Source organism: Cellulomonas sp. (assembly GCF_035634735.1).
Taxonomy (GTDB): domain Bacteria; phylum Actinomycetota; class Actinomycetes; order Actinomycetales; family Cellulomonadaceae; genus Cellulomonas.
In genome coordinates this window covers 1-23,449 of sequence record NZ_DASQCJ010000122.1, presented here as the reverse complement: position 1 = coordinate 23,449, position 23,449 = coordinate 1, and the positions used below count along the sequence as shown (strand labels likewise).

Here is a 23,449-nt window from a genome sequence, read left to right as displayed (position 1 = left end):
GCTGGCCCTGACGAATGCGGCCGGGAGTGGTGCGATCCGGCCCCCGATGCGGCAGAGTGCACCGCAGGCCGCCGGTGGGGCGGCCGCGGCGACCGGCGCCGTGGCCGGCGCTCCGGTGGCGGCGCGCGAGATGCTCAGTATGCTGAGCATCCACTCGAGCCCTGGGGAGGACGCGTGCGCAGTGCCCGCACCCGAGCGGAGGGGGTCGGCGGTCTGGTCGCCGACGCCCCGGCGCGCGCCCGCGCGAGCCGCGGCCCGCACGCGAGCGCCCCGGTCCCGGACGCGCCCGGCCTCGCCGCCCGGGTCGAGGACGGCGTCGCGGCGGTCCGGCTGCTGCTGGTCGACGACGCCGCCGCCCGGCGCGCCCGGGCGCGCGAGCTGGCCGCCGAGCACGCCGCCCTGTGGCGCGCGGTCGGCGAGCAGATCGGCGGCGGCCGGCTCATGCGGCCGCGCCTGACCCTGGCCGCGTACCTCGGCCTGGGCGGGGCGGACCTCGCGGCCGTCGCCCCGGTCGCCGCGGCGCAGGAGGTCCTGCACACCGCGATGCTCGTGCACGACGACGTCCTCGACCACGACGACACCCGCCGGGGCCGCCCCAACGTCACGGGCACGGTCCGCCGCCGGCTCGCGGCCCGTGGCGTCGCGGGCCCCGCGGCCGACGACCCGGTGCTCGCCGCCGGCCTGCTGGGCGGGGACGTCGCCATCGCGGCCGCGTTCGACCTGGTCGCGTCGGCGCCCGTCCCGCCGGCGACGGCGCTGCGGGTCGTCCGGTCGCTGGCGCGCGCGGTCGACACGACCGTCGCCGGCGAGCTGCTCGACGTCACCGGTGCGCTGCACGGTCCGACGTCGGTCGACGCCCTGCGCGTCGCCGAGCTCAAGACCTCCGTGTACTCGTGCTGCACGCCGCTGGCCGCCGGTGCGGTGCTGGCCGGCGCCGACGACCGGGTGCTGGGCGTGCTCGACCGGTTCGGCACCGCGTTCGGCGTGGCGTTCCAGCTGCTCGACGACGAGCTCGGCGTGTTCGGCGACCCCGGCGCCACCGGCAAGTCGGTGCTGTCCGACCTGCGCGAGGGCAAGCGGACCGAGCTGCTGCGGCTCGCCTACCTGCGCGCGGACGACGCGCAGCGGGCGGTCCTGGACGCCCTGGTCGGCCGGCCCGACCTCACCGAGGCGGACGCCGCCCGGGTGCGGGGCGTCATCGAGGCGTCCGGGGCGCTCGCGGAGGCCCGGCTGGTCCGGGCCGACGCGGTGCGGACCGCGCGCACGACCGCGGCCGAGGGCCTGCCCGAGCCGCTCGCCGGCTACCTGGTCGACCTGGTCGACGCCACCGCCGGGGTGGCCGGGTGACCGCGACCCGGATCCCCGTCCGGGCCGCGTCGGCCGCGCTGTACGACCGCACCGCCGCCCGGGCGAGCCGCGCCGTGCTCGCCGGCTACTCGACGTCCTTCGGGCTCGGCACCCGGCTGCTCGGCCCGCGCGCCCGCCGGGACATCGAGGCGGTGTACGCGCTGGTCCGGATCGCCGACGAGGTGGTGGACACCCGCGGCGGCGCCGACGCGGGGGCGCTGCTCGACGAGCTCGAGGCGCAGACCGCCCGGGCCATGGCGTCGGGGTACTCGACCAACCTCGTCGTGCACGCGTTCGCGCGCACCGCCCGTCGCACCGGGATCGGCGCGGCCGAGGTCGACCCGTTCTTCGCGTCGATGCGCGCCGACCTCACGGTGACCGTGCACGACCGCGAGTCGTACACCCGGTACGTCTACGGCTCGGCCGAGGTGGTCGGGCTGATGTGCCTGCAGGTGTTCCTCAACGCCGACCGCGCGCCGGGCGAGCCGGTGCGCCGGCCGGACGCCCCCACGGTCGACGGCGCGCGGGCGCTCGGCGCCGCGTTCCAGAAGATCAACTTCCTGCGCGATCTCGGCGCCGACTCCGGCGAGCTCGGCCGCTGCTACTTCCCCGGCGTCGGGCCCGAGGGCCCGACCGACGGGCAGCTCGCCGCGATCCTGGACGAGATCGGCGCCGACCTGGCCCGGGCCCGCGCGGCGCTGCCGCGGCTGCCCCGGCGGGCGCGGGCGGCGGTGTCCGCGACGCTGGCGCTGTACGACACGCTGCTCGCCGACCTGGCGGCGACGCCGCCGGAGCGGGTGCTCGCGACGCGGGTCCGGGTGAGCACGCCGCGCAAGGTGGCGGTGCTCGCGCGGACGCTGGCGGGCGAGGCGGCGGACGCGGCGCGGTCGCGCTCCGCGGGCGGGGCCGGTCGCGCGGGCGGCCGGGACGGACGAGACGACGGAGGTGCTGCGTGACGGGTCGGGTGGTCGTGGTCGGCGGCGGGATCGGCGGCCTCGCGACCGCGGCCCTGCTCGCGCGGGGCGGCGCGGACGTCACGCTGCTGGAGCGGCACGACCGCGTCGGCGGCCGCACCGGCACCTGGGAGCAGGACGGGTTCCGGTTCGACACCGGGCCGTCCTGGTACTTCATGCCGGAGGTGTTCGACCACTTCTTCGCGCTGCTCGGCGAGCGGGTCGAGGACCACGTGGACCTCGTGCGGCTCGACCCGGCCTACCGGCTGTTCCCGGAGCCCGACCCGGCCGCCGGGCCCGGCGCGCCGTCGGAGCCGTTCGACGTCGTCGGCGACCCCGAGGCGAACTGGGCGACCTTCGAGGCGATGGAGCCCGGCGCGGGCGAGGCGTTCCGCCGGTACACGGCGGAGTCGACCGACGCGTACCGGACCGCGCTCGACCACTTCCTCTACACGACGTTCGAGCGGCCGGACCGGGCGATCACCGCCGACGTGGCGCGGCGCTCCGGCACGCTGGCCTCGCTGCTGACCCGGTCGCTGGCCGACAAGGTCGCGGCGACCACCGACCACCCGGTGCTCCGCCAGGTGCTGGGCTACCACGCGGTGTTCCTCGGCTCCTCGCCGTACCGGGTGCCCGCGCTGTACTCCCTGATGAGCCACCTCGACCTGGTCGACGGCGTCCGGTTCCCGCGCGGGGGCATGTACACCCTCATCGAGGCGATCGAGCGGCTGGCCGTCAAGGAGGGCGTGACGATCCGGACCGGCGCCGACGTCGTGGCGGTCGAGGTCGACGGCGCGGCCCGCTCGGCCCGGCACCCGCGGCGCACCGGCGTCGCCCGGGGCGTGCGCCTGGCGTCGGGCGAGGTCGTGCCCGCGGACGTCGTGGTGTCCGGCGCCGACCTGTTCCACACCGAGACCGCCCTGCTCGCGCCCGAGCACCGCACGCTGCCCGAGCCGTGGTGGCAGGACCGGGGCCCCGGCATCTCCGCGCTGCTCGTCATGGCCGGCGTGCGCGGGGAGCTGCCCGAGCTCGCGCACCACTCGCTGTTCTTCACGCGGGACTGGCCGGGGAACTTCGACGCGATCCTCGGCGAGGGCCGCTCGTCCCGGCCGGAGGACCTGCGCGTCCCGGACGCGGCCTCGCTGTACGTCTCGCGCACCACGGCCACGGACCCGTCCGCCGCGCCGGCGGGCCACGAGAACCTGTTCGTGCTCGTGCCGTTCCCGGCGGACGCGTCGATCGGCGCCGGGCCGGCCGGGGCGGCGGAGCTCGACTCCTACGCCGACCGGTACCTCGACCAGGTCGCGCGCTGGGCCGGCGTGCCGGACCTGCGCTCCCGGGTCGTCACCCGCCGGGTCGTCGGGCCGGCGGACTTCGCCCGCGACTTCTCCGCCTGGCGCGGGACCGCGCTCGGCATGGAGCACACGCTCCGGCAGAGCGCGATGTTCCGGCCCGGCGACCGGTCGCCGCGCGTGCCCAACCTGCTGCACGTCGGCGGCGGGACCGTGCCGGGTGTGGGCCTGCCGATGTGCCTGATCAGCGCCGAGCTGGTCGCCAAGCGGCTGCTCGGCGAGACCTCGCCGAGCCCGCTCCCGGCGCCGCTGCGCAGCGGCTACCTCGACGCCGCCCGCCGGCGCGGGGCGTGGACCGAGGCCGTGCCGGCGGGGGCGCGGTGATCCGGTTCGCCTACCTCGGCGCGCTGCTGCTCGCGCTGGGGGGCCTCGCCCTGATCGACCGCCGGTGGCGCCTCGCGTTCTGGGCCGCCCCGCGGCGCGCGGCGCTCTGCGTCGGGATCGGCGTCGTCGGCTTCCTGCTCTGGGACGTCGCCGGCCTGCTGCTCGGGATCTTCGCGCGCGGCGAGAGCCCGCACATGACCGGCCTGCTGCTCGCGCCGGACCTCCCGGTCGAGGAGGCGGTGTTCCTCACGCTGCTCTGCTACAACGCGCTGCTCGCGTGGCGGGGGATCGACCGGGCGCTGGCGGGGCGGCGCGCCCGGGCCGCGGGACCGGCCGGCGCCGCGGGGGAGGCGGCCCGGTGACCAACATCGTGCTGAACGTGATCGTCCTGGCCGCGGTCGTCGCGGTGTCCTGGCGGGTGCTGCGGCGGATGCGGCTGGGGCCCGTCGCCGGCGCGGCGCTCGTGCTGTGCGTGCTGACCATGGTGTTCGACACCCTGATGATCGCCGCCGACCTGTACGTCTTCGACCCCGAGAAGATCCTCGGCGTCTACCTGTGGGGGGCTCCGCTGGAGGACTTCTTCTACGCCGTCGTGGCCGCGCTGGCGATGCCGGTGCTGTGGACGGTGCTCGAGCGGCGGTCCGCGGCGCGCGCGTCGGCGGGCGGGTCCGCGGGGGACGCCCGGGGGGACGCCGCGTGAGGCAGGTGCTCGCGGCCTCGCGGCCGTTCTCGTGGATCAACACCGCCTACCCGTTCGCCGCCGGCTACCTGCTGGCGACCGAGGGCCGGGTCGACCTCACCTTCGTGATCGGGACGCTGTTCTTCCTGATCCCGTACAACCTGCTCATGTACGGCGTGAACGACGTGTTCGACTACGCCTCCGACCTGCAGAACCCCCGCAAGGGCGGCATCGAGGGGGCGCTCGCCGACCCCGCCGTCGCGCGGGTCGTGCACCGGCGGATCCTGTGGGCGAGCGCGCTGTCCGTGCTGCCGTTCCTGGTCTACCTGCTGGCGGTGGGTTCGCTCGCGGCGGGCCTGACGCTGCTGCTGGTCGTGTTCCTGGTCGTCGCGTACTCGGCCCCGGTGCTGCGGTTCAAGGAGCGCCCGGTCCTCGACTCGGCGACGTCGGCCATGCACTTCGTCGGCCCGCTGCTCTACGCGCTGGTGCTGGTCGGCGCCGACCTCGGGTCGCGCTCGGTCTGGCCGGTGCTGGTGGCGTTCGTGCTGTGGGGCATGGCCTCGCACGCGTTCGGCGCCGTGCAGGACGTGCGGGCCGACCGCGAGGGCGGGATCGGCTCGGTCGCGACCGTGCTCGGCGCGCACGCCACCGTGGTGCTCGCGACCGTCGCGTACGTGCTGGCCGCCGCCGTGCTGCTCGTGCTGCCCTGGCCGGGGTGGCTCGCGGCGGTGCTGCCGCTCGTCTACGCCGCGAGCACGGCGCGGTTCTGGTCGGTGCGCGACGAGGACTGCGAGCGGGCCAACGCGGGGTGGCGGACGTTCCTCTGGCTGAACCTGGTCGTCGGGTTCCTGGTGACGATGCTGCTGATCGCGATCGCGCTGACCACGTGAAACCCGCCCGCGGGCCGGGCCCCTGGCGGTAACCTCGCGACGGCAGACGACGAGCCGGGGGAGGACCGCGTGCGAGGGAGCGCAGGGGCGTGGCGACTCGCGCTCGTGGCCGCGCTCACGGTCGGCGCGACCGCGGGCTGCGCGGCCGGGGACGGCGTCGGCACCGCGTCGGTCGGCGGCGCCGGCACGGCCGGGACGCTCGCGCCCGCTAGCCCGTCGCCCGCGCCGGTGACGCCGTCGCCCGCGGCCCCGTCGCCGGAGCCGACCTACGCCCTGTGCGCGGAGTTCCCGGCCACCGGGCCGCTGCCGGGCGACGGCGAGGGCTGGTGGAACGGGGCGCCCGCGCGGCCGGACGGGTCGGTCGTGCGGGACCCGGCCGAGTGGCCGCCGCAGGTGCGCGAGCACCCGCGCGTGGCCACGGTCGAGGTGGACACCGCCCGGGTGATCTCGCTGTACGACCGGACGACCTGCCGGCAGGACCGGACGGGCTACGTCCCGCCCGCCCCGGGGCCCGACTGGCCGCCCGGGGGCGTCGTCGTGCTCGACGCCGACACCGGGGAGCTGCTCGGCGCCCGCCCGGCATCCGGGGGCGGCTGAGCGTCAGCCCGCCAGCGGCTCGTCCAGCTCCGGGAGCGGGGCGTCCGCCTCGAAGGCCGGCGCGTGCAGCAGCGTCACGGTCGCCCAGCCGCGCAGCAGCATGCCCGCGTCGGTGTCCGGCTCGCGGGACACCCAGTGCTCCGAGTACGTGAGCATGAGGTTCCCGTGCTCGACCTCGTGCACCCGCGCCTGCACGGCGCCGAACGCGGCCAGCGGTGCCCGGCGCAGCCCGCGGACCTCGGCGAGCGGCCGGTCCGGGACGTTGAGGTTGACCACCCGGTCGGGCTGCTGCGGCTGGTCGACCATCCACCGGAGCACGTGCGCGGTGTAGGCCTCGGCGGTCGCCCAGTGCTGCGGCCGGGCGTCGGTGAGCGACACCGCCAGCCCGCGGATGCCGTGCGTGGCCGCCGACAGCGCCGCGCCGACGGTGCCCGAGTGCAGCACGGCGTGCCCGGTGTTGGCCCCGCGGTTCACGCCCGACAGCACCAGGTCCGGCTTCGGCCCGAACCCGCCGTGCGCCGCGACGAACGCGATCAGCGCCGGCGCCGCCCGCACCGCGTACGAGTCCACGCCGTCGGGCAGGCCGGGGGCGTCCGTGCGGTCGACGACCAGCCGGCCGTCGTGCTCCGCGCCGAGCAGCGACGCGCTCGCCCCGGACGAGTCCCGCGCGGGCGCCGCGACCACCACCTCGTCCGCGCCGGCGTCGAGCGCAGCCCGGGCCAGCACGGCCAGCCCCTCGGACTCGATCCCGTCGTCGTTCGTCACCAGGACGCGCATCCTCGCTCCTCCTCGTTCCCGGCCGCGCGCCGGGGTCGTCGGTCGTCCGTCGTCCGGCCGGCGGTCAGCCGACCTCCCGCACCACGATCTGCTCGGCGAACCGCTCGATCTGCTCGCGGTGCCCGGTGCCCAGCCCGCGGCGCGTCACGTTCAGAGCGCCGGCCGCGGCGCCCAGCCGCGCCGCCTCGGTCAGCCGCAGCCCGCGCCCGACACCGACGGCCATGCCCGCGGTCATCGAGTCGCCGGCCCCGCGGTGGTCGACCGTGGTCACCGACGGCGCCACCACCTCCGAGACGCCGGACGCGGTGACCAGCAGGGCCGGGTCCGCGGCGCGGGACACCACCATCGCGCCGACCTGCCCGGGGGCCTCGGCGTCGACGTCGATCGGGTCGTCCGGGAACTCGTCCCCGTGGCCCTCGGGCAGGCCCGGCTCGGGGCGCAGCAGCCGCCGGGCCCCCTCGCGCAGCGAGTCCACCGAGCCGTCCTCGGCGAGCCCCGCCTCGAGCAGCTCCTCGTGCGACATCTTGAGCACGTCGACGCCGGCCCTCGCGGCCTCGACCGCCGCCTTCCCGGACAGGTCGGCGACGGTCTTCACGCCCGCCGCCCGCAGGTCCCCGATCAGCCGGCCGAAGAACGACGCCGGCAGCAGCGGCGACGGGTAGGCGCCGGTGATCACGCACACGTCGGCGTCGAGCGCCTCGACGAGGACGGTGCCGTACAGGTCGTCGATCTCGTGCCGGTCGAGCCGGGCCGGCGGCATGAACGCGAGCTCGTTCCGCTCGCCGCCGCGGCGGTCGTGCAGGTAGGCGCCGTTGCCGCCGGCGTACGACACCCGGCGCACCCGCAGGTTCTCGGTCTCGGCGAGGTGGCCGAGCACGGTGCCGGTCTCGCCGCCGAACGGGCCGCACACGACGACCTCCGCGCCGAGCGAGTACGCCATCCGCGCGACCCACAGGCCCTGGCCGCCCGAGTGCACGTGCAGCTCGGGGCTCTCGTCGTCCGAGCCCGTCTCGAGCGTGACCGTGAGGATCGGCGTCGGCGCGAGGACGCACACGCGGGGGTTGCGGCTGCTCGGCACGGGCGTCCTCCTGGGCTCGGGGTCGTCCCGACCCATGCTGACGTGCGTGCACGCCCCCGGCGACCGGAGCCCGCGCCACCCGGGTGGTGCCGGGCGGTGTGCAGGTCGTGCGCAGGGTCCGCGGAGCGGCCGGCCCCGGGTGGTGACCGCGCGGCCGGGCGTGTTCGATGGCTCGCGTGATCCGTGCAGCAACCCCGTCCTCCCTGCCGACCGCGACGACCGAGGAGGCCGTCGACACCGCCCGGGACGTGCTGGTCCCGGTGCTGTGGGTGGCCGGCGCCGTGCTCGTGGCCCTCCTGGTCGCGGTCCTGATCGGCGCCCTCGTCCGCACCGTCGCCAAGAAGTCCGCCCTCGCGGCCGACCTGGCTCGGCGGTCCAAGCGCCCGCTGCGCGCGGTGCTCATCGTCATCGCGGTGTGGGTGGCGCTGGCGATCTCCGTGCCGGACGCCGACTGGGAGAGCTCCTGGATGCGGGCGATCGGGCACGTGCTGCTCATCGCGCTGATCGCCGCGGCGACCTGGCTCGTCGGCACGCTGGCCTTCGTGGTGGAGGACCTCGCGCTGCAGCGCTACCGGGTCGACGTGAAGGACAACCGGCACGCGCGCCGGGTGCGCACCCAGGTCCAGCTGCTCCGGCGGATCACCGTCGCGGTGCTGGTCGTCGTCGGTGTCGCCGCGGTGCTGCTGACCTTCCCGGGCGTCTCCGCGTTCGGCGCGAGCCTGCTGGCGTCCGCCGGCCTGCTGTCCGTCGTCGCCGGTCTCGCGGCGCAGAGCTCGCTGGCGAACGTGTTCGCCGGCCTGCAGATCGCGTTCACCGACGGCATCCGGGTCGACGACGTCGTGATCGTCGAGGACCAGTGGGGCCGGATCGAGGAGATCACCCTCACCTACGTCGTCGTGCACATCTGGGACGACCGCCGGCTGATCCTGCCGTCCACCTACTTCACGCAGACCCCGTTCGAGAACTGGACCCGGCGCGCCGCCGAGCTGCTGGGCACGGTCGAGATCGACGTCGACTGGCAGGTGCCGGTGGACGAGCTGCGCGCCGAGCTGAACCGGCTGCTGGCCGACACCGACCTGTGGGACCACCGGGTCGGCATCCTCCAGGTCACCGACGCGGTCGGCGGCGTGGTCCGGCTGCGGGCGCTGGCGAGCGCCGTCGACGCCCCGACGCTGTTCGACCTGCGCTGCTACCTGCGCGAGGGGCTGGTGTCCTACCTGCAGCGGAACGCCCCGCAGGGCCTGCCGCGCACCCGGATCGAGACGACCAGGGGTGCGCCGCTGCCGGTCGTCGAGCCGGCGCCCGCGGAGGCCCGTCGGCCGCGGACCGGCGCGCACGCGATCGTGGAGCCGCCAGCCGAGACCGGGCAGCTCGACGCCCGGCTGTTCACCGGGAGCGTCGAGGCGATGCAGCGCGCCGGGTCGTTCGCCGGCCCGGGGGAGGACGTGATCGCCGAGCGCGAGGAGCACGCCGCGGAGGCCCGGCAGGAGGCGGAGGGCACCGCGGGGCGGTCCTCGGGCGGGCGGAAGGTCGGCGTGGTGCCCGCGCCGGGGACGGACGCGGTGCCGCTGGCGGCAGCGGCGGCCGGGGGCGGTGCCCCGGGGGACGCGGTGCCGGTGGCGCCGGCGTCGGGGGCGGAGACCGGCGCGGCGGCCGCGGGGGCGACGGGGGCCACGGCGTCTGTGGGGACGGTGCCGCCGGCGTCGGTGGCCCCGGGCGCCGCGACGAGCGCCAGCCGGGAGGCGCCGGGCGCCCCGGTCGCGCCGGTGCCGGGCGAGCCCGCCGCGCCTGCCGCGCCGGGCGAGCCGGCCACCCCGGGTGAGCAGGCCGCGCCGGCAGCCCAGGCCGCGCCGGCCGCCCCGGCCGCGCCCGCCGAGCCGGCGCAGGAGTCCGGCACGATGGTCCTGCCCGCGTACGGCGCCGCCCGGCCCGCGACGGGCACGACCGGCGAGACCCAGGTCCAGCCCGCGGTCGGGTCGACCCCCGCCCCCGAGCCCGCGCCGGCCACGCCAGCCGAGCCGGACGAGACCCCCGCGCCCCCGACCCGCCGCTCCGTCCGCAGCGCCCCGATCGACCCGAGGAACCGCCCCACCCGCTGACCTCACCGCACGCCCGCACCCCGCCGAGATGGCAACTCTCGGCTGCACGGACCCGTCCCCGCGCAGCCGAGAGTTGCCATCTCGCCGAGCGGGCAGCTGATGTCCCCTCCCGGCGCCGGGTAGGGACATCGACTGCCCGCTCGGCGGTCCTGGACGCGGGCACGTGCGGGCGTGCAAGGGCGCGCAGGGGGAGGAGGGTGCGGGACGCACGCGCCGCTGTCCAGCGCGCTCCGCGCAGCGGACGGCCGCGGTCTTGCCCAGCGGACGCGCGGTTGCGTCCCGCCGCGGACCCGCCGACGGTGGAAGGGTCCGATGGTCGCGGCGCCCCGGCACCGCGACCGCCACCGGCCACGAGAGGAGCACCTGTGCTCACCCTGACCGAGAACGCCACCACCGCCGTCCGCGACCTCACCACCCGCGCGGGGCTCCCCGACTCGGGCGGTCTGCGCATCGCCGAGTCCCAGCAGCAGCTCGGCTCGTTCGAGCTCGCGCTCGTCCCGGAGGCCGTGCCGGGCGACGACGTCATCGACTCGGACGGCGCGACCGTGTTCGTCTCCCCGGAGACGTCGACGGCGCTCGCGGACCTCACGCTGGACGCCGACCCGTCGGCCACCGGCGCCCCCGGCTTCACCCTGGCGCCGCAGGGCTGACGCCCCGCGCCCCCGGGCAGACGACGAGGGCCCGCGCAGCCGCCTGGTGCGGATGTGCGGGCCCTCGTCGTGCCGGGCGCCCCGAGCGGTCTCCCACCGCCCCGGGGCTCGTGCCCGGCAGACGGTCCGGCGACGGTCTCCCACCGTCGCCGGACCGGGTCACGGCCGGCCGTGCGTCAGGCGCGAGCGCCCTTGCGGCCGGTGAGCGCGCCGTAGATCAGCAGCACGATGATCGAGCCGCCGATGGCGAGCAGCCACGTCTGGATCGAGAAGAAGTCCTCGAGCGGGCGGTCGAACAGCACGCTGCCGAGCCAACCGCCCAGCAGAGCCCCGACGACGCCGAGCAGCAGCGTGATGAACCAGCCACCGGCCTGACGCCCCGGCAGGATCGCCTTCGCGATAGCCCCCGCGATCAGACCCAGCAGCAGGAAAGCGAAGAATCCCATCTGGCACCTCCAACAACTCGTTCGGACGGAGAGAACCGTGACACGGGTGGTCCCGGTCCGCATCCGGAACGCGCCCGCGGCCGCTGGTGAGCGGCTCGCGGGGGCCCCGGCGAGCGCGCGTCAGGACATCTGGCTCATGACGAGGGCGCCCAGGGCGAAGCCGATGATCGTCGCGACGATCGCGACGATCAGCGCGATCTTGCCGAGCCGCTCCTTGCGCACCACGGCGACGATGCCGGTGACGATGCCGGCGATGCCGAACACGATCGGCAGGAACAGGATCGCGATCGCCGACAGGACGAACGTGATGATCGACAGCACCGGCGTGCCGGTGGCGGCCGGGGCGACCGCCCCGTAGCCGGCGGCGCCGGCGGGCGGCGCGGCGGGCGGGGTCGAGGCGGCGGGCTGGTGCGGGTCCTGACCGTACGGGTGCGTCATGGCGTGTCCCCTGTCTCGTTCTCGGCACGGGTGGTGCGCAGTTCCGGCCGCCATCGGGGCGGCACGCCGAAAACTAGGGCGAAAGGGACACGCCCGCCCGTCGAGGCCGCACCGTCACCCGTCCGGGTGGCGGCGCGGCGCGCGGGGTCAGGCGGCGGGCAGCAGCGCGAAGGCGTTGCCCTCGGGGTCGGTGAGGTTGACCCAGCGGGCCGTGCCGCCGACCGCGCCGACGCGGCGCGCGCCGAGGCGGACCAGGCGCTCGGACTCGGACTCGAGGTCGCTGGTGACCAGGTCGAGGTGCAGCGCGTTGCGGACGACGCCGCCGGAGGGCACGCGGTCGAAGACGAGGCGCGGGGCGCCGGTGTGGTCGAGCAGCTCGGCGTGCTCGGGGCTGGCGCCGGGGGCGACGTCCCGGCCGAGCGCGGCGCCCCAGAACCGGGCGACGGCCTGGGCGTCGTAGGCGTCGAACGTCACGCCGTGGAAGGTGCTGGCCATGGGGGCCTCCTGGGGTGGTCGTGGTGCGGGGTTCGCGGGCCGGCGTCGACGGTGCCCGGCTCCCCGCGGGCGGGGAGGTGACCGGGCGTCGGAGGCGGCGTACCCTGGAACGGAGGTGCCTCCGTTTCGCTTGCGACTCTAACCGGAGGGTCCTCCGCATCGCAAGAGCAATCCCGAGGAGACGTGCCGTGACCACCCCGTCCGCCCCCGCCGAGCGGTCCGCCGAGCGCCCGCTGCGCGCCGACGCCGCCCGCAACCGCGCCCGGCTGCTGGCGTGCGCCGCCACCGCGCTGGCCGCCGACGGGGACGCCCCGCTGGAGTCGATCGCCCAGCAGGCCGGCGTCGGGATCGGCACGCTGTACCGGCACTTCCCGGAGCGCAGCGCGCTGGTCGAGGCGGCCTACCGCCAGGAGGTGAGCGCGCTCTGCGACGCGGCGCCGGCGCTGCTCGGCGACGACCGCCCGGCGGTCGAGGCGCTGCGCGAGTGGATGGGCCGGTTCGTCCGGTACGCCGCCACGAAGCGGGGGATGGGCGCGGCGCTGCGCACGGCGGTCGGCTCGGACTCGTCGCTGTTCGCCGAGACGAAGGCCGGGATCATCGCCGCGATCGACGAGCTGCTCGCGGCCGGTCGCGCGGACGGCTCCGTGCGCCCGGACGTCGACGGCGAGCAGGTGATGCTCGCGATGGGCGGCGTGTGGAACGTGCCCGACTCCGACCGGTGGGCCGAGCGCGTGCGCGGGCTGCTCGACCTGGTCGTGGACGGGCTGCGGTACGGCGCGGGCGACGCCCGCCCCTGAGCCCGAAGGGCCCGGGGCGGGCGCCGGCGCGCGGCCGGTCGGCCCGGCCAGGTCAGGCGCGGGTCAGGTACGCGCCGATCCGGTCGAACGCGCCCTCCCAGGCGTGCTCGGCGAAGAAGTCCCGGATCTCCGGCGTCGGGAAGCCGCTCTGCACGACGCTCATCAGCGTGCCGCCGTCGACCGCCTCGAACGTGACGACCACGCGGGTGGCCATCGTCGCGCCGTCCGGGCTGCTGCCGACCGAGTCGGTGACCAGCCGGTGCGGGCGGTCGATCTCCAGGAACGTCTGGGTCTCGCGGAACAGCTCGTCGCGGCTCGGGCCCCAGACCGCGGTCTGCTGCCCGCCGACCCGCAGGTCGACCTCGATCTCGACGATCCCGGGCTCGGTGTCGAGGATCGCGAACCAGGCGCGCTGCTTCTCCGCGTCGGTGTAGGCGTCGAAGACCTCGTCCGGGGTGGCGGGCAGGACGCGCTGGGCGCGCAGCTCGAGGTCGGTGGCGTCGGTGGTCATGGCGTGGGTCCTTCCGGTCGCGTCCGGCGGGCGGCCTCGTCGGCGCGCCCGCGCTGCAGGGTGAAGAAGGCCTCGAGCCCGTCCAGCCGGCGCTCCCAGAGCCGCTGGTAGAACCCGATCCAGGACATCGCGTCGTCCAGGCGCTCCGCCCCGAGGCGGCACTGCCGGGCGCGCCCGACCTTCTCGGTGACGACCAGGCCCGCGTCCTCGAGCACCCGCACGTGCTTCGTCATGCCGGTGAGGGTGATGCCGTACGGCTCGGCGAGCTGCCCGATCGTGGCGGGGCCGTCGCCGAGGCGCACGAGGACGTCGCGCCGGGTCGCGTCGGACAGGGCGGCGAACACCTCGTCCAGGCGCTGTTGCTGAACCATGCGGTTCACCATAACGCTGAACCGATCGGTGCACAATGGGCGGCGCGGCTCACCCGGCGCGGGCGCGGCGGTACGACGGCAGGCGCAGGCGGGCGGCCCACACCGGGACCCGGAGGTCGCCGGGGACGTGCCGCACCGGGTCGAACCGCAGCCCCGGGTCGTCCCGGTCGTCCGGGCGCGCCGGGCACACCAGCCGGCCGAGCCGGTGCCAGCGGCCGCCCGGACGCGCGGACAGCAGCAGCAGGTCGATCCCGCCGTCCCGCGGTGCGCCGGGCGTCGGCACGGCGGCGACGAGCAGCGCCCGCCCGCCGGCGTCCACGAACGGCATGAGCGTCCCGTGCGGGCCGGCCAGCGGCCGCCGCCGCGGCACGAGCGCGAACCGGGTCAGCCGGCCGAGGCCCGTGCCGGACAGCAGGAGGTCGTGCGTCCGGCCGCCGCCCCCCCACCGCACGGCCACGCCGAACACGTCGGGCAGCGGGGCGGGCAGCCCGGCGGCGCGGGACACCCGCGCCACCGCCGGGACCACCAGAGGTGCGCCGAGCTCGCGGGCGCCCGGGGCGTCGGCGTCGTCGACCAGCAGGGTGCCGTGCCGCACCACGCCGCGCGGGTGCAGCGGCCGGGGCGACGGCCGGACGCGGTCCACGGCGCCGACGAGCGCGGCCAGGACCGCGCCGGCGGCGTCGGCCACCGGCACGGTCCGGGCGGGGTGCGGTGCCCCGTGCGCGCGGGTCAGGCGCGCACCGTCGTCGAGGTGGTGCGGTCGCGGTCGCGGCGCGGCCACAGGGCGATGGCGAGGCCCGCCAGCGCCGACACGAGGTGCAGGCCGTTGTCCGCGCCGTTGATGTTGAGGACGTTCGCATCCGGGTTGTTCGCGACCACCAGGCCGTACACGAACGTCGCGCCGTAGCCGACGAACAGCAGCCAGCCGTAGGTCCGGGCGCGGCTCGCGGTGGACCACAGCGCGATGCCGAGCAGGCCGATCACGATGTGCACGATGTTGTGCAGCGGGTTGATCGCGAACCCGACGAGCGTCTGCGAGTGGTCGTGCTCGGTGAACCCGTCGAAGCCGGTGACGAGGAACCCGGCGAGGCCGACCACCAGGTAGACGATCCCGATGACGAGCGCGAGGTACTGGTGCGGCTGGCGGGCGGTGGTCGTGCCGGCCGGGCGTGCTGCGGGGGTCGAGGCGGACATGGCGAGTCCCTCCGTCGTGCGCGCCGGCGTGCGGTCGTGCCGCGGGGCCGGTGTCGCGCGGGGGCGGCGCCGGTGCTGGACGCGACGGCCAGCATCCGTCGGCGCCGGCCGGTCCGCACCTCGGGCGGTCCGGGGCGTCCCGCCGTGCGGTCCGGGGCGTCCCGCGGTGCGCGACCCGCGCGCTCCCGCCGTGCGCGACCCGCGCGCTCCCGCCGTGCGCGACCGGGGCGCGGGCGCGATGCTCGGACCCAGGACGCCCCGACCCCCGCCGACGAGGAGACGCCGTGCACGCCGACGAGAGCCCCCTGCTGACCGCGACCCGGCGCCTGGAGCGCGCCACCGCCCTGGACGCGGCGGTCGACCGGGTCCAGCCCGTCGTCCTCCGCGCCCTGCGGACCAGCCCGCGGCTGGCGTCCCTGCTGCACGGCCGCCCGCTCGGGCACGCCGCGCACCCGCTCCTCACGGACGCGCCCATCGGGTTCTGGGTGAGCGCGACGGTGCTCGACCTGACCCCGGGCGGCGGGGACGGGCGCCGCCGCGCCGCCGACCGGCTGCTCGGCCTCGGCATCCTGTCGGCCGTGCCCGCGGCGGTCACCGGCCTCGCCGACTGGGCCGTCTCGGACCGGCGGACCCTGCGCGTCGGGACGGTGCACGGGTTCCTCAACAACGTCGCGCTCGGGCTGTACGGCACGTCGTGGCTGCTCCGCCGCCGCGGGCGCCGCGGGCTGGGCGTCGCGGTCGCCCTGGGCGCGGGCGGCGTGCTCGGCGCGAGCGGCTACCTCGGCGGGCACATGGCGTCCCGGCTCGGCTCCCCGCCCACGTCGGCGTCGGGCCCGGCGGAGCCGGAGGGTCGCGAGGGCACGGCGGCCGACGCGACGGCGTGACGGCGTGACGGCGTGACGGATCGGCGCGCGGCCCTCGTGCTGCTGCTGCGCGGCCCGGGCGGCGCGGTGCGCGTGCTCGGCGCCGCGAGCGTGGTCGCCGCGGCCGTCGTCGAGGGGCCGGTGGGGGCCGCGCTGATGCTCCTCGTGCTGGCGGGCCTCGTGGTCCCCCCGAGCGTCGCGGTGGACCCGCGGCTCGACGCGGCCTACGGGGTCGGGCTGCTCGCCGCCGGCTGGGCGGGCGCGCTCGACCTCTACCAGCGGATCTCGTGGCTCGACGTGGTCATGCACCTGGTGGTCACGGGCCTGATCGCGGCCGTCGGGCACCTGGTCGTCGCGCGCGCGACCGGCGCCGTCGTCGACCCCGTCGTTCCGGCGGCGCGCCGGGTGCGGGTCGGGTCGGTCGGCGTGACGACGGCGCTCGGGCTCGGGCTCAGCGTGCTGTGGGAGATCGGCGAGTACCTGGGGAACACCTACATCGACGCCTCGATCCACGTCGGGTACCGGGACACGATCGGCGACATGGCGCTCGGCGGGCTGGGCTCGCTGGCCGCGGGGCTCGCGCTGGTGTCCGCGCGGGGCGCGGGGCCGGCGGTGGGGGCCGCCGCCGGGCGGGGCGCCTGACCTGGCAGAGTACGGAGGCGAACGCCCGTCCCCTCGACGAAGCAGGGAACCGATGATCCACCATCTGCGCGCCGGGGGCGTCAGCCTCGTGGTCGACGCCCGGGGCACCGCGGTGCCCGCCGTGCTGCACTGGGGCGCCGACCTCGGGCACCTCGACGACGACGCCCTCGCGGCGCTCGCGGACGCGCTGGCGCCGGCGGTGCCGCCCAGCTCGGTCGACGACCCGCTCCGGCTGTCGCTGCTGCCGACGCTCTCGCAGGGCTGGTCGGGGCAGCAGGCGCTCGCCGTGCAGCGGGCGGGCCGGCTCGACGTCGACCCCACGCTGCTGCACGTCGAGCGGGCCAACGTCGACTGGGACGACGTGCTGCTGGTCGACGTCGGGGACGCGGAGGCGGGCCTCGAGGTACGCACCGAGCTGCGGCTGTCGCCCGAGGGCGTGCTGGCCGTGCGGCACGAGCTGCGCAACGTCGACGGCACCCCGCTCGGCGTCGGGACCCTCGACGTCGTGCTGCCGGTGCCCGACCGGGCGCGGGAGGTGGCCGACCACACCGGGCTGTGGTCGCACGAGCGCCGGCCGCAGCGGCTGACCCCCGGGCACGGCGTCTGGCTGCGCGAGGCGCGGCACGGCCGGCCCGGGCACGACGACGCGTACCTGCTCGCGGCGGGGACGCCGGGGTTCGGCTTCCGGTCCGGCGAGGTGTGGACCGCGCACGTCGCGTGGAGCGGCGACCGCCGCCTGTGGGCCGAGCGCAACCCGCTCGGGCCGTCCGCCGTCGGCGGCGGCGAGCGGCTCGACCCGGGCGAGGTCGTGCTGGGGCCGGGGGAGGTGCTCGCCACGCCGTGGCTCGTGGCCACCTGGTCGGACGAGGGCGTCGACGGCGCGAGCGACCGGCTGCACCGCCGGCACCGGCGCCGCCGGGGCCCGCTGCGGCCGCGCCCGCTCGTGCTCAACACCTGGGAGGCCGTCTACTTCGACCACGACCTGCCCACCCTCGCGCGCCTGGTGGACGCCGCCGCGGCGGCCGGGGTCGAGCGGTTCGTGCTGGACGACGGCTGGTTCCACGGCCGCCGCGACGACCGCACGTCGCTCGGCGACTGGACGGTCGACGCCGACGTCTGGCCCGAGGGGCTGCACCCGCTGGCGACGCTGGTCCGGGACGCGGGCATGGAGCTCGGCCTGTGGGTCGAGCCGGAGATGGTCAGCCCCGACTCGGACCTGGCGCGGGCCCACCCCGAGTGGGTCCTGGGCCGGCCGTCGACCCCGGAGTGGCGGCACCAGCGCGTGCTCGACCTCGCGCAGCCGGGCGCGTGGGCGCACGTGCACGACGCCCTGGCGGCGCTGCTCCGCGAGTACCCGGTCGCGTACCTGAAGTGGGACCACAACCGCGACCTGCTCGGCGGCTCCGCGCACCGGCAGACCGCGGCGCTGTACCGGCTGCTCGACGCGCTGCGGGACGAGTTCCCCGACGTCGAGATCGAGTCCTGCGCCTCCGGCGGCGGGCGGGTCGACCTCGGGATCCTCGACCGGGTGGACCGGTTCTGGCCGTCCGACACCAACGACCCGCTCGACCGGCAGGAGATCCACCGCTGGACCTCGGTGCTGGTCCCGCCGGAGCACCTGGGCGCGCACCTCGGCGACGCCCGCGCGCACACCACCGGGCGGTCGAGCGACCTGGGGTTCCGGTTCGCGACGGCCCTGTTCGGGCACGCCGGGATCGAGTGGGACCTGACCCGGGCGTCCGACGAGGAGCGCGCCGCGGTCGCGACCTGGGCCGCCGCGTACCGGGACCTGCGGGGGCTGCTGCACGCGGGGACCGTCGTCCGGGCGGACGTCGCGGACCCGGCGCTCGCGGTGCACGGGGTGGTCGCGGAGGACCGGTCGGCGGCGGTCGTGGCGCTCGTGGCGCTGTCCGCGCCCGGGACCTCCCGCCCCGCGCCCGCGCGGGTGCCGGGGCTGGACCCGGACCGGTCCTACCGGGTCGAGGTCGTCGACCTGGGCGCCGGGCTGCCGCGGGTGCTCGACGCGGGCGCGCCGGCCTGGTGGACCGCGGCGGCCGGCGGCGGGTCCGTCGTGCTGCCGGGGCGGGCGCTCGCGGAGACCGGGCTGGCGTGGCCGCTGCTCACGCCGCAGCAGGCGGCGGTGCTCCGGCTGACGGCCGCGGGCTGACGGCCGCGGGGTCGGGTCAGGCGGCGTCCGCGAGGGCCGGGGCGCCCGCCCCCCGGCCCGAGCGCGCGTCGTCGTCGGCCGGCGCCCTGCGGAAGATGATCTTGAGGATCGGGAAGAACACCACGAACGACAGCAGCGCGTTGATGATCATCGTGACCACGTCGGCCCCGGCCTCGCCCGTGCTGCCCCACCGCTCGATCATCCACGCGTAGATCGGGGCCTTGTAGAAGCCCTGCAGCCAGGCGGCCGCGAACGTGATCACGACGTAGGCGAACGCGTACCAGGCCGCCGCCCGCCACACGTTCGTGTCCGACTTGAACGTCACGTTCCGCTGCAGGAAGAAGTTGATGATCTGCGCGATCGCCAGCGTGATCTGCACCGCCAGGAAGTACGCGAGCCCGCCGCCGCCCGCGGGGAGCGCACCGGCCGCGTAGTCGAAGACGTAGAACGTGCTGCCGTCGGCGTTCGTGTTCACGCCGAGCACCTGGAACGCCGTGTCGACCAGCGGCGTCAGCCCGAACACCCACTTCAGCACCGGCATCAGCGCGAGCTGCAGGACCGTCATGCCCATGCTGATCGCCGTGAACAGGACGAACTCGGCGACGGCCGGGCGGCCCTCGGCGAAGCGCCGCCAGGCGCGGCGGGTGCGGCTGAACATGCGGGTCCTCCTGCGTCGGCGCGCCCGGACCGTCCCGGGGCCGAGGACAGGAAAGCCGAAGCCCGGGGCCCGCGGCCGTCGTCCGGCACAACCTGTCCGCCCGCGTCCACAGGCTGTCCGGCCCGGCTAGCCTGCCCGTGTGACCGTCCCCTACCTCGACGCCCCGTGGCCGGTCGCCACCGAGCGCCTGACGCTGCGCCCCGCCACCCCGGACGACGCGGCGGCCGTCTGGGCCTACCGCCGGCTCCCCGAGGTCGCCCGGTGGATGACCGCCCTGCCGGCGCACGAGCGGTCCTTCGCCGAGCGGTTCGTCGAGCCCGACCGCCTCGGCCCGACGCTCGTCGTCGAGCGGGACGGCGCCGTCGTCGGCGACCTCATGGTGCGGATCGAGGACGGCTGGGGGCAGACCGAGGTCGCCGAGCAGGCCCGGGCCACCCAGGCGGAGATCGGCTGGGCCTTCGACCCGGCCGTGCAGGGCCGGGGACTGGCGACCGAGGCGGTGCGCCGGCTGCTCGCCGTGTGCTTCACCGACCTCGGGCTGCGCCGGCTGACCGCGCTGTGCTTCGCGGACAACGCGCCGTCCTGGCGGCTGATGGAGCGCGTCGGGATGCGGCGCGAGGGCGAGTACCGCGCCGACTCGCTGCACCGGGACGGGCGGTGGCTGGACTCCTACGCCTACGCGCTGCTGCGCGACGAGTGGCGTGAGGACGCTCACAGCGCCCCGGTCTGACGGTTCCGGGGCGGCGTCGTCTACCGTGTCCCGGTCTGACCGACGAGAGCGTCGGGTCTGGTCGCGTGCCGTGGGTGCCGATCGGGGCTGGAAACCCCGGACACCACCCACCGCCGTCGAAGGGCCTCCCTGTGCCGACCCCTGCTCCGAACGCGCCCACGCGGCGCTGGTGGATCCTCGCCACCGTCTCGCTGACCCAGCTGCTCGTCGTCCTCGACGGCACCATCGTCAACGTCGCCCTGCCCAGCGCGCAGGCCGACCTCGGCCTGTCGGACACGACCCGCCAGTGGGTCATCACCGCCTACGCGCTCGCGTTCGGCGCGCTCCTGCTCCTCGGCGGCCGCGTCGCCGACTTCTGGGGCCGGCGCCGCACGTTCGTGCTGGGCCTCGTCCTGTTCGGCGCCGGGTCCGCCTGGGGCGGCCTGGCGCACTCCGCGGGCGAGCTGCTGATCGCCCGCGGCGCCCAGGGCGTCGCCGCCGCGCTCATGGCGCCCGCCGCGCTGGCGATCATGACCGTGACGTTCCCCTCCGGCCGGGAGCGCAACACGGCGTTCGCGATCTTCGGCGCCGTCGCCGGCGCGGGCTCCGCCGTCGGCCTGCTGCTGGGCGGCGTGCTCACCGAGTACCTCAGCTGGCGGTGGTGCCTCCTGGTGAACGTGCCGTTCGTCGTGCTCGGCGTCGTCGCCGCGGCCGCCCTGCTGACCGAGAGCCGCGCCGAGGGCGACCGGCGGTACGACGTGCTGGGCACCCTGACCGTCACCGCCGGGCTCGCCTCGCTCGTGTACGGCCTCACCCTGGCCGAGGAGTCGTGGACCTCCGTCAGCACGCTCGGCCTGCTCGCGCTCGGGGTGCTGCTGCTCGTGCTGTTCGTCGTCGTCGAGGCCCGGTCCAGCCACCCGCTGTTGCCGCTGCGGGTCGTGCGGCACCGCGCCCGCGCCGCCGCGTTCCTGCTCCAGGGCCTCACCGGCGCCGTGATGATCGGCGCGATGCTCTACCTGACGTTCCACCTGCAGATCGTCCTGGGGCTGAGCCCGCTGTTCGCGGGCCTGGCCACGCTGCCGATCACCGCCGGCATCATGATCACGGTCCCGTTCGCCACGCGGCTGCTGAACCAGATCGGCCCGCGCCGCCAGCTGATCTTCGGCCCGGTCATCAGCGCCGCCGGCGTCGCGTACCTCAGCCTCGTCACGGTCGACGGCGGGTACTGGTCGCACGTCTTCCCCGGCGTCCTGGTGATGGGCGTGGGTATGGGCTTCACCTTCGTCCCGCTGCAGAACCTGTCCCTGCTCGGCGTCGCGCCGCACGACGCCGGCGCGGCGGCCGCGACCGCCAACGCGTCCAACCAGGTCGGTGGCTCGATCGGCCTCGCCGTGGTGACCGCCCTGTACGTGGCGGTCGTGGACGGCGCGGCGGACCCGGGCTCGCCCGCCGCCGCGGTCGACGGCTACTCCGCGGTGTTCCTGCTGGCGGCCGGGCTCCTGGTGGCCGCCGCCGTCCTCGCGGCGGCGCTGGTCGGGAAGGACGCCATGCGGGACGCGGCGCACGAGGAGCGGGCCCCGGTCCTGCACCTGGGCTGACGGCACCGGCCCGCCCGGGGCTCGCGCGGCCCCGGGCGGGTGCGGCACAGTGGGCGCATGAGGTTCCTGACGTCCGGCAACGGCTGGTGGTGGCGCTCGCAGGGCGCCGCCTGACCTCATCGTCCCCGGCCGCCCACCACGGGCGGCCGCTCCTGCTGTCGGGCAGGGCTCCGGACCCGTCGTGGGCGCGCACGACCCCACCCCGTAGGAGCCCCTCGTGACCACGCGCGTCTTCACCGGCCTCAAGCCCACCGGCAGCCTGCAGCTCGGCAACTACCTCGGCGCCGTCCGGCCGCTGCTCGACCTCGCCGCCGACCCCGGCACGGACGTGCTCGTCTGCGTCGCCGACCTGCACGCCCTCACCGTCGACCACGACCCCGCGCTGCTCCGGGCCCGCACCCGGGAGATGGCGACGACCCTGCTGGCCTGCGGCCTGGACCCGGGCGCCCGGCTGTTCGTGCAGTCGGCCGTCCCGGCGCACACCGAGCTGTCCTACCTGCTGGAGTGCACCGCGACGCACGGCGAGATGACGCGGATGGTGCAGTTCAAGGAGAAGGCGGCGGGCAGCGACTCGGTCCGGCTGTCGCTGCTCACCTACCCCGCGCTGATGGCGGCCGACATCCTGGCGTACGACACCGAGGTCGTGCCGGTGGGGGAGGACCAGCGGCAGCACCTGGAGCTGACCACCGCCCTCGCCCGCCGGTTCAACGCCCGGTACGGCGAGACGTTCGTCGTCCCGCGCGGGAGCACCCCGCCGGCGACCGCGCGGCTCAAGGACCTGCGCGACCCGCGCGCGAAGATGGGCAAGACCGGGTCGGACGGCGCGGGGGTGCTGTTCCTGCTCGACGACCCCGACACGGCGGCCGCGAAGGTCCGGCGCGCGGTGACGGACGCCGAGCCGTCGCTGATCCACGACCCGGCGACCCGGCCGGGCGTGGCGAACCTCGCCACGCTGCTCGGGGCGCTGACCGGCCGGTCGGCGGCGGAGGCGCTCGTCGGGCTGCGCGGGTCGGGGGCGCTCAAGGCGGCGGTGACCGAGGCGGTCGTGGGGGCGCTGGAGCCGGTCCGGCGCCGGTACGCCGACCTCGCGGCGGACCCGGCCGAGGTGGACCGGGTGCTGCGCGCGGGGCGGGACGCCGCGGCGCCGGTGGCCGCGGCGACCGCAGCGCGGGCGCGGGCGGCGATGGGGCTGCTCGGGGTGGGGTGAGGGTCCGGTCGGCGGAGGCGCCCGTGGCTGACGCGGTGCCGGTGACGGCGGTGCCGGTGACCGGGGTGCCCGGTGATGGCGGTGCCGGTGACCGGCGCACCGCTGGGCGCGCTGCGGTGGCGGAGGGCTCGGATGCCGCTGGTCGTGGGGGTGCCGAGTCCTCCACAGGTGCGGTGGTGGTGCTCCGTCCCCAGGCCGGGGCTCGTCGCTCGGGTCGTGTGGGTGGCCGTCGGTAGTGTTGCTTTATGGCATCTGACCTGCAGGAACACTCGGACGGCGACGTGGTCGCCGCCCCGGTGCTGCCGGTCTACGCGGTGGACGGGACGTGCCTGACGGACTGCGGCCCGGACCCCGTCGTGGCGGCCGGGCGCGCCCCGCGGACCGGGGAGCAGCGGCAGATCGAGGCGATCCGCGCGTGCGAGCCGGGGCCCGAGCTGGATGCCTGGGTGCGAGGTCTGAACCCGCGTGTACTGGCGCCGGCGGTGCTGCTGGAGGTCATCGCGGCGCAGGACCGTCTCGAGTCCCAGCAGCACGCGCGCAAGCTGGGTCTGGTCGCCGAGCTCGCGAGCCGGGAGGAGATGCGCCCGGACTGGTCCCCGCTGGCCGG

Annotated in this window: 27 protein-coding genes; 17 read left to right on the top strand and 10 right to left on the bottom strand. The window is 76.8% G+C overall.

Features of this window, described 5'->3' with window-relative positions; translation table 11 throughout:
- The first annotated feature begins 174 nt into the window (after window positions 1-174).
- The 7 genes from VER05_RS11055 to VER05_RS11025 all read left to right on the top strand — a co-directional run bounded on the left by VER05_RS11055 (window position 175) and on the right by VER05_RS11025 (window position 6,142).
- Window positions 175-1,347, top strand: a complete 1,173-nt coding sequence (locus tag VER05_RS11055; RefSeq protein WP_324845406.1) for a polyprenyl synthetase family protein — start codon at window positions 175-177, stop codon at window positions 1,345-1,347.
- Entirely contained in the window at window positions 1,344-2,303 is a 960-nt protein-coding gene (locus VER05_RS11050; RefSeq protein ID WP_324845405.1) for a phytoene/squalene synthase family protein, read from the top strand. Before VER05_RS11055 ends, VER05_RS11050 begins: the two co-directional genes overlap by 4 nt.
- Window positions 2,300-3,976, top strand: a complete 1,677-nt coding sequence (crtI, locus tag VER05_RS11045) for a phytoene desaturase family protein (RefSeq protein WP_324845404.1) — start codon at window positions 2,300-2,302, stop codon at window positions 3,974-3,976. The genes VER05_RS11050 and crtI overlap by 4 nt, the downstream gene beginning before the upstream one ends.
- Window positions 3,973-4,338 (top strand): lycopene cyclase domain-containing protein, encoded by a 366-nt coding sequence (locus VER05_RS11040; protein WP_324845403.1) that lies wholly within the window; start codon window positions 3,973-3,975, stop codon window positions 4,336-4,338. Before crtI ends, VER05_RS11040 begins: the two co-directional genes overlap by 4 nt.
- Window positions 4,335-4,676, top strand: coding sequence for a lycopene cyclase domain-containing protein (locus VER05_RS11035; RefSeq protein WP_324845402.1), 342 nt, complete (start codon window positions 4,335-4,337; stop codon window positions 4,674-4,676). The genes VER05_RS11040 and VER05_RS11035 overlap by 4 nt, the downstream gene beginning before the upstream one ends.
- Window positions 4,673-5,545 (top strand): prenyltransferase, encoded by an 873-nt coding sequence (locus VER05_RS11030; protein WP_158369864.1) that lies wholly within the window; start codon window positions 4,673-4,675, stop codon window positions 5,543-5,545. Before VER05_RS11035 ends, VER05_RS11030 begins: the two co-directional genes overlap by 4 nt.
- A 69-nt stretch (window positions 5,546-5,614) precedes the next feature.
- The gene (locus VER05_RS11025) at window positions 5,615-6,142 is read left to right on the top strand and encodes a hypothetical protein (RefSeq protein WP_324845401.1); all 528 of its coding nucleotides are present in this window, start codon (window positions 5,615-5,617) and stop codon (window positions 6,140-6,142) included.
- A gap of 3 nt (window positions 6,143-6,145) precedes the next feature.
- On the opposite strand, the gene surE is transcribed toward VER05_RS11025, so the two are convergent.
- Together surE and VER05_RS11015 are read right to left on the bottom strand one after the other, a co-directional pair.
- Window positions 6,146-6,919 carry a 5'/3'-nucleotidase SurE gene (gene surE, locus VER05_RS11020; RefSeq protein ID WP_324845399.1) on the bottom strand — a complete coding sequence of 258 codons (774 nt, stop codon included), beginning with the start codon at window positions 6,917-6,919 and terminating at the stop codon, window positions 6,146-6,148.
- Between the two features lie 64 nt (window positions 6,920-6,983).
- A complete protein-coding gene (locus VER05_RS11015; protein WP_324845398.1) occupies window positions 6,984-7,997 on the bottom strand; it encodes a PfkB family carbohydrate kinase in 1,014 nt (337 codons plus the stop codon).
- Between the two features lie 176 nt (window positions 7,998-8,173).
- Between VER05_RS11015 and VER05_RS11010 the strand changes: the two genes are divergently transcribed.
- Both VER05_RS11010 and VER05_RS11005 read left to right on the top strand, forming a co-directional pair.
- Window positions 8,174-10,096, top strand: coding sequence for a mechanosensitive ion channel family protein (locus tag VER05_RS11010; protein WP_324845397.1), 1,923 nt, complete (start codon window positions 8,174-8,176; stop codon window positions 10,094-10,096).
- Window positions 10,097-10,461: 365 nt separating this feature from the next.
- Window positions 10,462-10,746: an adhesin gene (locus VER05_RS11005; protein ID WP_324845396.1), complete on the top strand. Its 285-nt coding sequence runs from the start codon at window positions 10,462-10,464 to the stop codon at window positions 10,744-10,746.
- Window positions 10,747-10,922: 176 nt separating this feature from the next.
- On the opposite strand, the gene VER05_RS11000 is transcribed toward VER05_RS11005, so the two are convergent.
- From VER05_RS11000 to VER05_RS10990, 3 genes are all read right to left on the bottom strand, one after another.
- The gene (locus VER05_RS11000; protein WP_324845395.1) at window positions 10,923-11,192 is read right to left on the bottom strand and encodes a GlsB/YeaQ/YmgE family stress response membrane protein; all 270 of its coding nucleotides are present in this window, start codon (window positions 11,190-11,192) and stop codon (window positions 10,923-10,925) included.
- Window positions 11,193-11,312: 120 nt separating this feature from the next.
- Complete coding sequence (locus tag VER05_RS10995; RefSeq protein ID WP_324845394.1) at window positions 11,313-11,630, bottom strand: hypothetical protein; 318 nt, start codon at window positions 11,628-11,630, stop codon at window positions 11,313-11,315.
- 147 nt (window positions 11,631-11,777) lie between these two features.
- The gene (locus VER05_RS10990) at window positions 11,778-12,125 is read right to left on the bottom strand and encodes a VOC family protein (RefSeq protein WP_217615462.1); all 348 of its coding nucleotides are present in this window, start codon (window positions 12,123-12,125) and stop codon (window positions 11,778-11,780) included.
- A 188-nt stretch (window positions 12,126-12,313) separates the two neighbouring features.
- Here VER05_RS10990 and VER05_RS10985 point away from each other — a divergent pair, with 188 nt between their 5' ends.
- On the top strand, window positions 12,314-12,922 hold the full coding sequence (locus tag VER05_RS10985) for a TetR/AcrR family transcriptional regulator (RefSeq protein ID WP_324845393.1): 609 nt from the start codon (window positions 12,314-12,316) through the stop codon (window positions 12,920-12,922).
- A gap of 52 nt (window positions 12,923-12,974) precedes the next feature.
- Here VER05_RS10985 and VER05_RS10980 read toward each other — a convergent pair whose 3' ends face one another.
- From VER05_RS10980 to VER05_RS10965, 4 genes are read right to left on the bottom strand one after another with little or no spacing between them, the layout of a single operon-like run.
- Complete coding sequence (locus tag VER05_RS10980; RefSeq protein ID WP_324845392.1) at window positions 12,975-13,433, bottom strand: SRPBCC domain-containing protein; 459 nt, start codon at window positions 13,431-13,433, stop codon at window positions 12,975-12,977.
- A complete protein-coding gene (locus VER05_RS10975; RefSeq protein WP_255589176.1) occupies window positions 13,430-13,804 on the bottom strand; it encodes an ArsR/SmtB family transcription factor in 375 nt (124 codons plus the stop codon). Before VER05_RS10975 ends, VER05_RS10980 begins: the two co-directional genes overlap by 4 nt.
- Window positions 13,805-13,853: 49 nt before the next feature.
- Window positions 13,854-14,492: a hypothetical protein gene (locus VER05_RS10970; RefSeq protein WP_324845391.1), complete on the bottom strand. Its 639-nt coding sequence runs from the start codon at window positions 14,490-14,492 to the stop codon at window positions 13,854-13,856.
- 41 nt (window positions 14,493-14,533) lie between these two features.
- Window positions 14,534-14,998 (bottom strand): DUF4383 domain-containing protein, encoded by a 465-nt coding sequence (locus tag VER05_RS10965; protein ID WP_324845390.1) that lies wholly within the window; start codon window positions 14,996-14,998, stop codon window positions 14,534-14,536.
- A 284-nt stretch (window positions 14,999-15,282) separates the two neighbouring features.
- Here VER05_RS10965 and VER05_RS10960 point away from each other — a divergent pair, with 284 nt between their 5' ends.
- Genes VER05_RS10960 through VER05_RS10950 form a run of 3 tightly spaced genes read left to right on the top strand, consistent with a single transcriptional unit; the run spans window position 15,283 to window position 18,670 of the window.
- On the top strand, window positions 15,283-15,882 hold the full coding sequence (locus tag VER05_RS10960; protein ID WP_324845389.1) for a DUF2231 domain-containing protein: 600 nt from the start codon (window positions 15,283-15,285) through the stop codon (window positions 15,880-15,882).
- 12 nt (window positions 15,883-15,894) lie between these two features.
- Complete coding sequence (locus tag VER05_RS10955) at window positions 15,895-16,503, top strand: hypothetical protein (RefSeq protein ID WP_324845388.1); 609 nt, start codon at window positions 15,895-15,897, stop codon at window positions 16,501-16,503.
- Window positions 16,504-16,555: 52 nt separating this feature from the next.
- Window positions 16,556-18,670 (top strand): alpha-galactosidase, encoded by a 2,115-nt coding sequence (locus VER05_RS10950; protein ID WP_324845387.1) that lies wholly within the window; start codon window positions 16,556-16,558, stop codon window positions 18,668-18,670.
- A gap of 16 nt (window positions 18,671-18,686) precedes the next feature.
- Here the strand turns inward: VER05_RS10950 and VER05_RS10945 are convergent, their stop codons facing one another.
- Complete coding sequence (locus tag VER05_RS10945; RefSeq protein ID WP_324845386.1) at window positions 18,687-19,328, bottom strand: hypothetical protein; 642 nt, start codon at window positions 19,326-19,328, stop codon at window positions 18,687-18,689.
- Between the two features lie 139 nt (window positions 19,329-19,467).
- Here VER05_RS10945 and VER05_RS10940 point away from each other — a divergent pair, with 139 nt between their 5' ends.
- From VER05_RS10940 to VER05_RS10925, 4 genes are all read left to right on the top strand, one after another.
- Window positions 19,468-20,058 carry a GNAT family protein gene (locus VER05_RS10940; protein WP_324845385.1) on the top strand — a complete coding sequence of 197 codons (591 nt, stop codon included), beginning with the start codon at window positions 19,468-19,470 and terminating at the stop codon, window positions 20,056-20,058.
- A gap of 131 nt (window positions 20,059-20,189) precedes the next feature.
- On the top strand, window positions 20,190-21,635 hold the full coding sequence (locus tag VER05_RS10935) for an MFS transporter (RefSeq protein ID WP_324845384.1): 1,446 nt from the start codon (window positions 20,190-20,192) through the stop codon (window positions 21,633-21,635).
- A gap of 217 nt (window positions 21,636-21,852) precedes the next feature.
- The gene (gene trpS, locus VER05_RS10930; RefSeq protein ID WP_324845383.1) at window positions 21,853-22,842 is read left to right on the top strand and encodes a tryptophan--tRNA ligase; all 990 of its coding nucleotides are present in this window, start codon (window positions 21,853-21,855) and stop codon (window positions 22,840-22,842) included.
- Window positions 22,843-23,087: 245 nt separating this feature from the next.
- A partial coding sequence (locus tag VER05_RS10925; RefSeq protein WP_324845382.1) for a hypothetical protein occupies window positions 23,088-23,449 on the top strand: 362 nt, incomplete at its 3' end.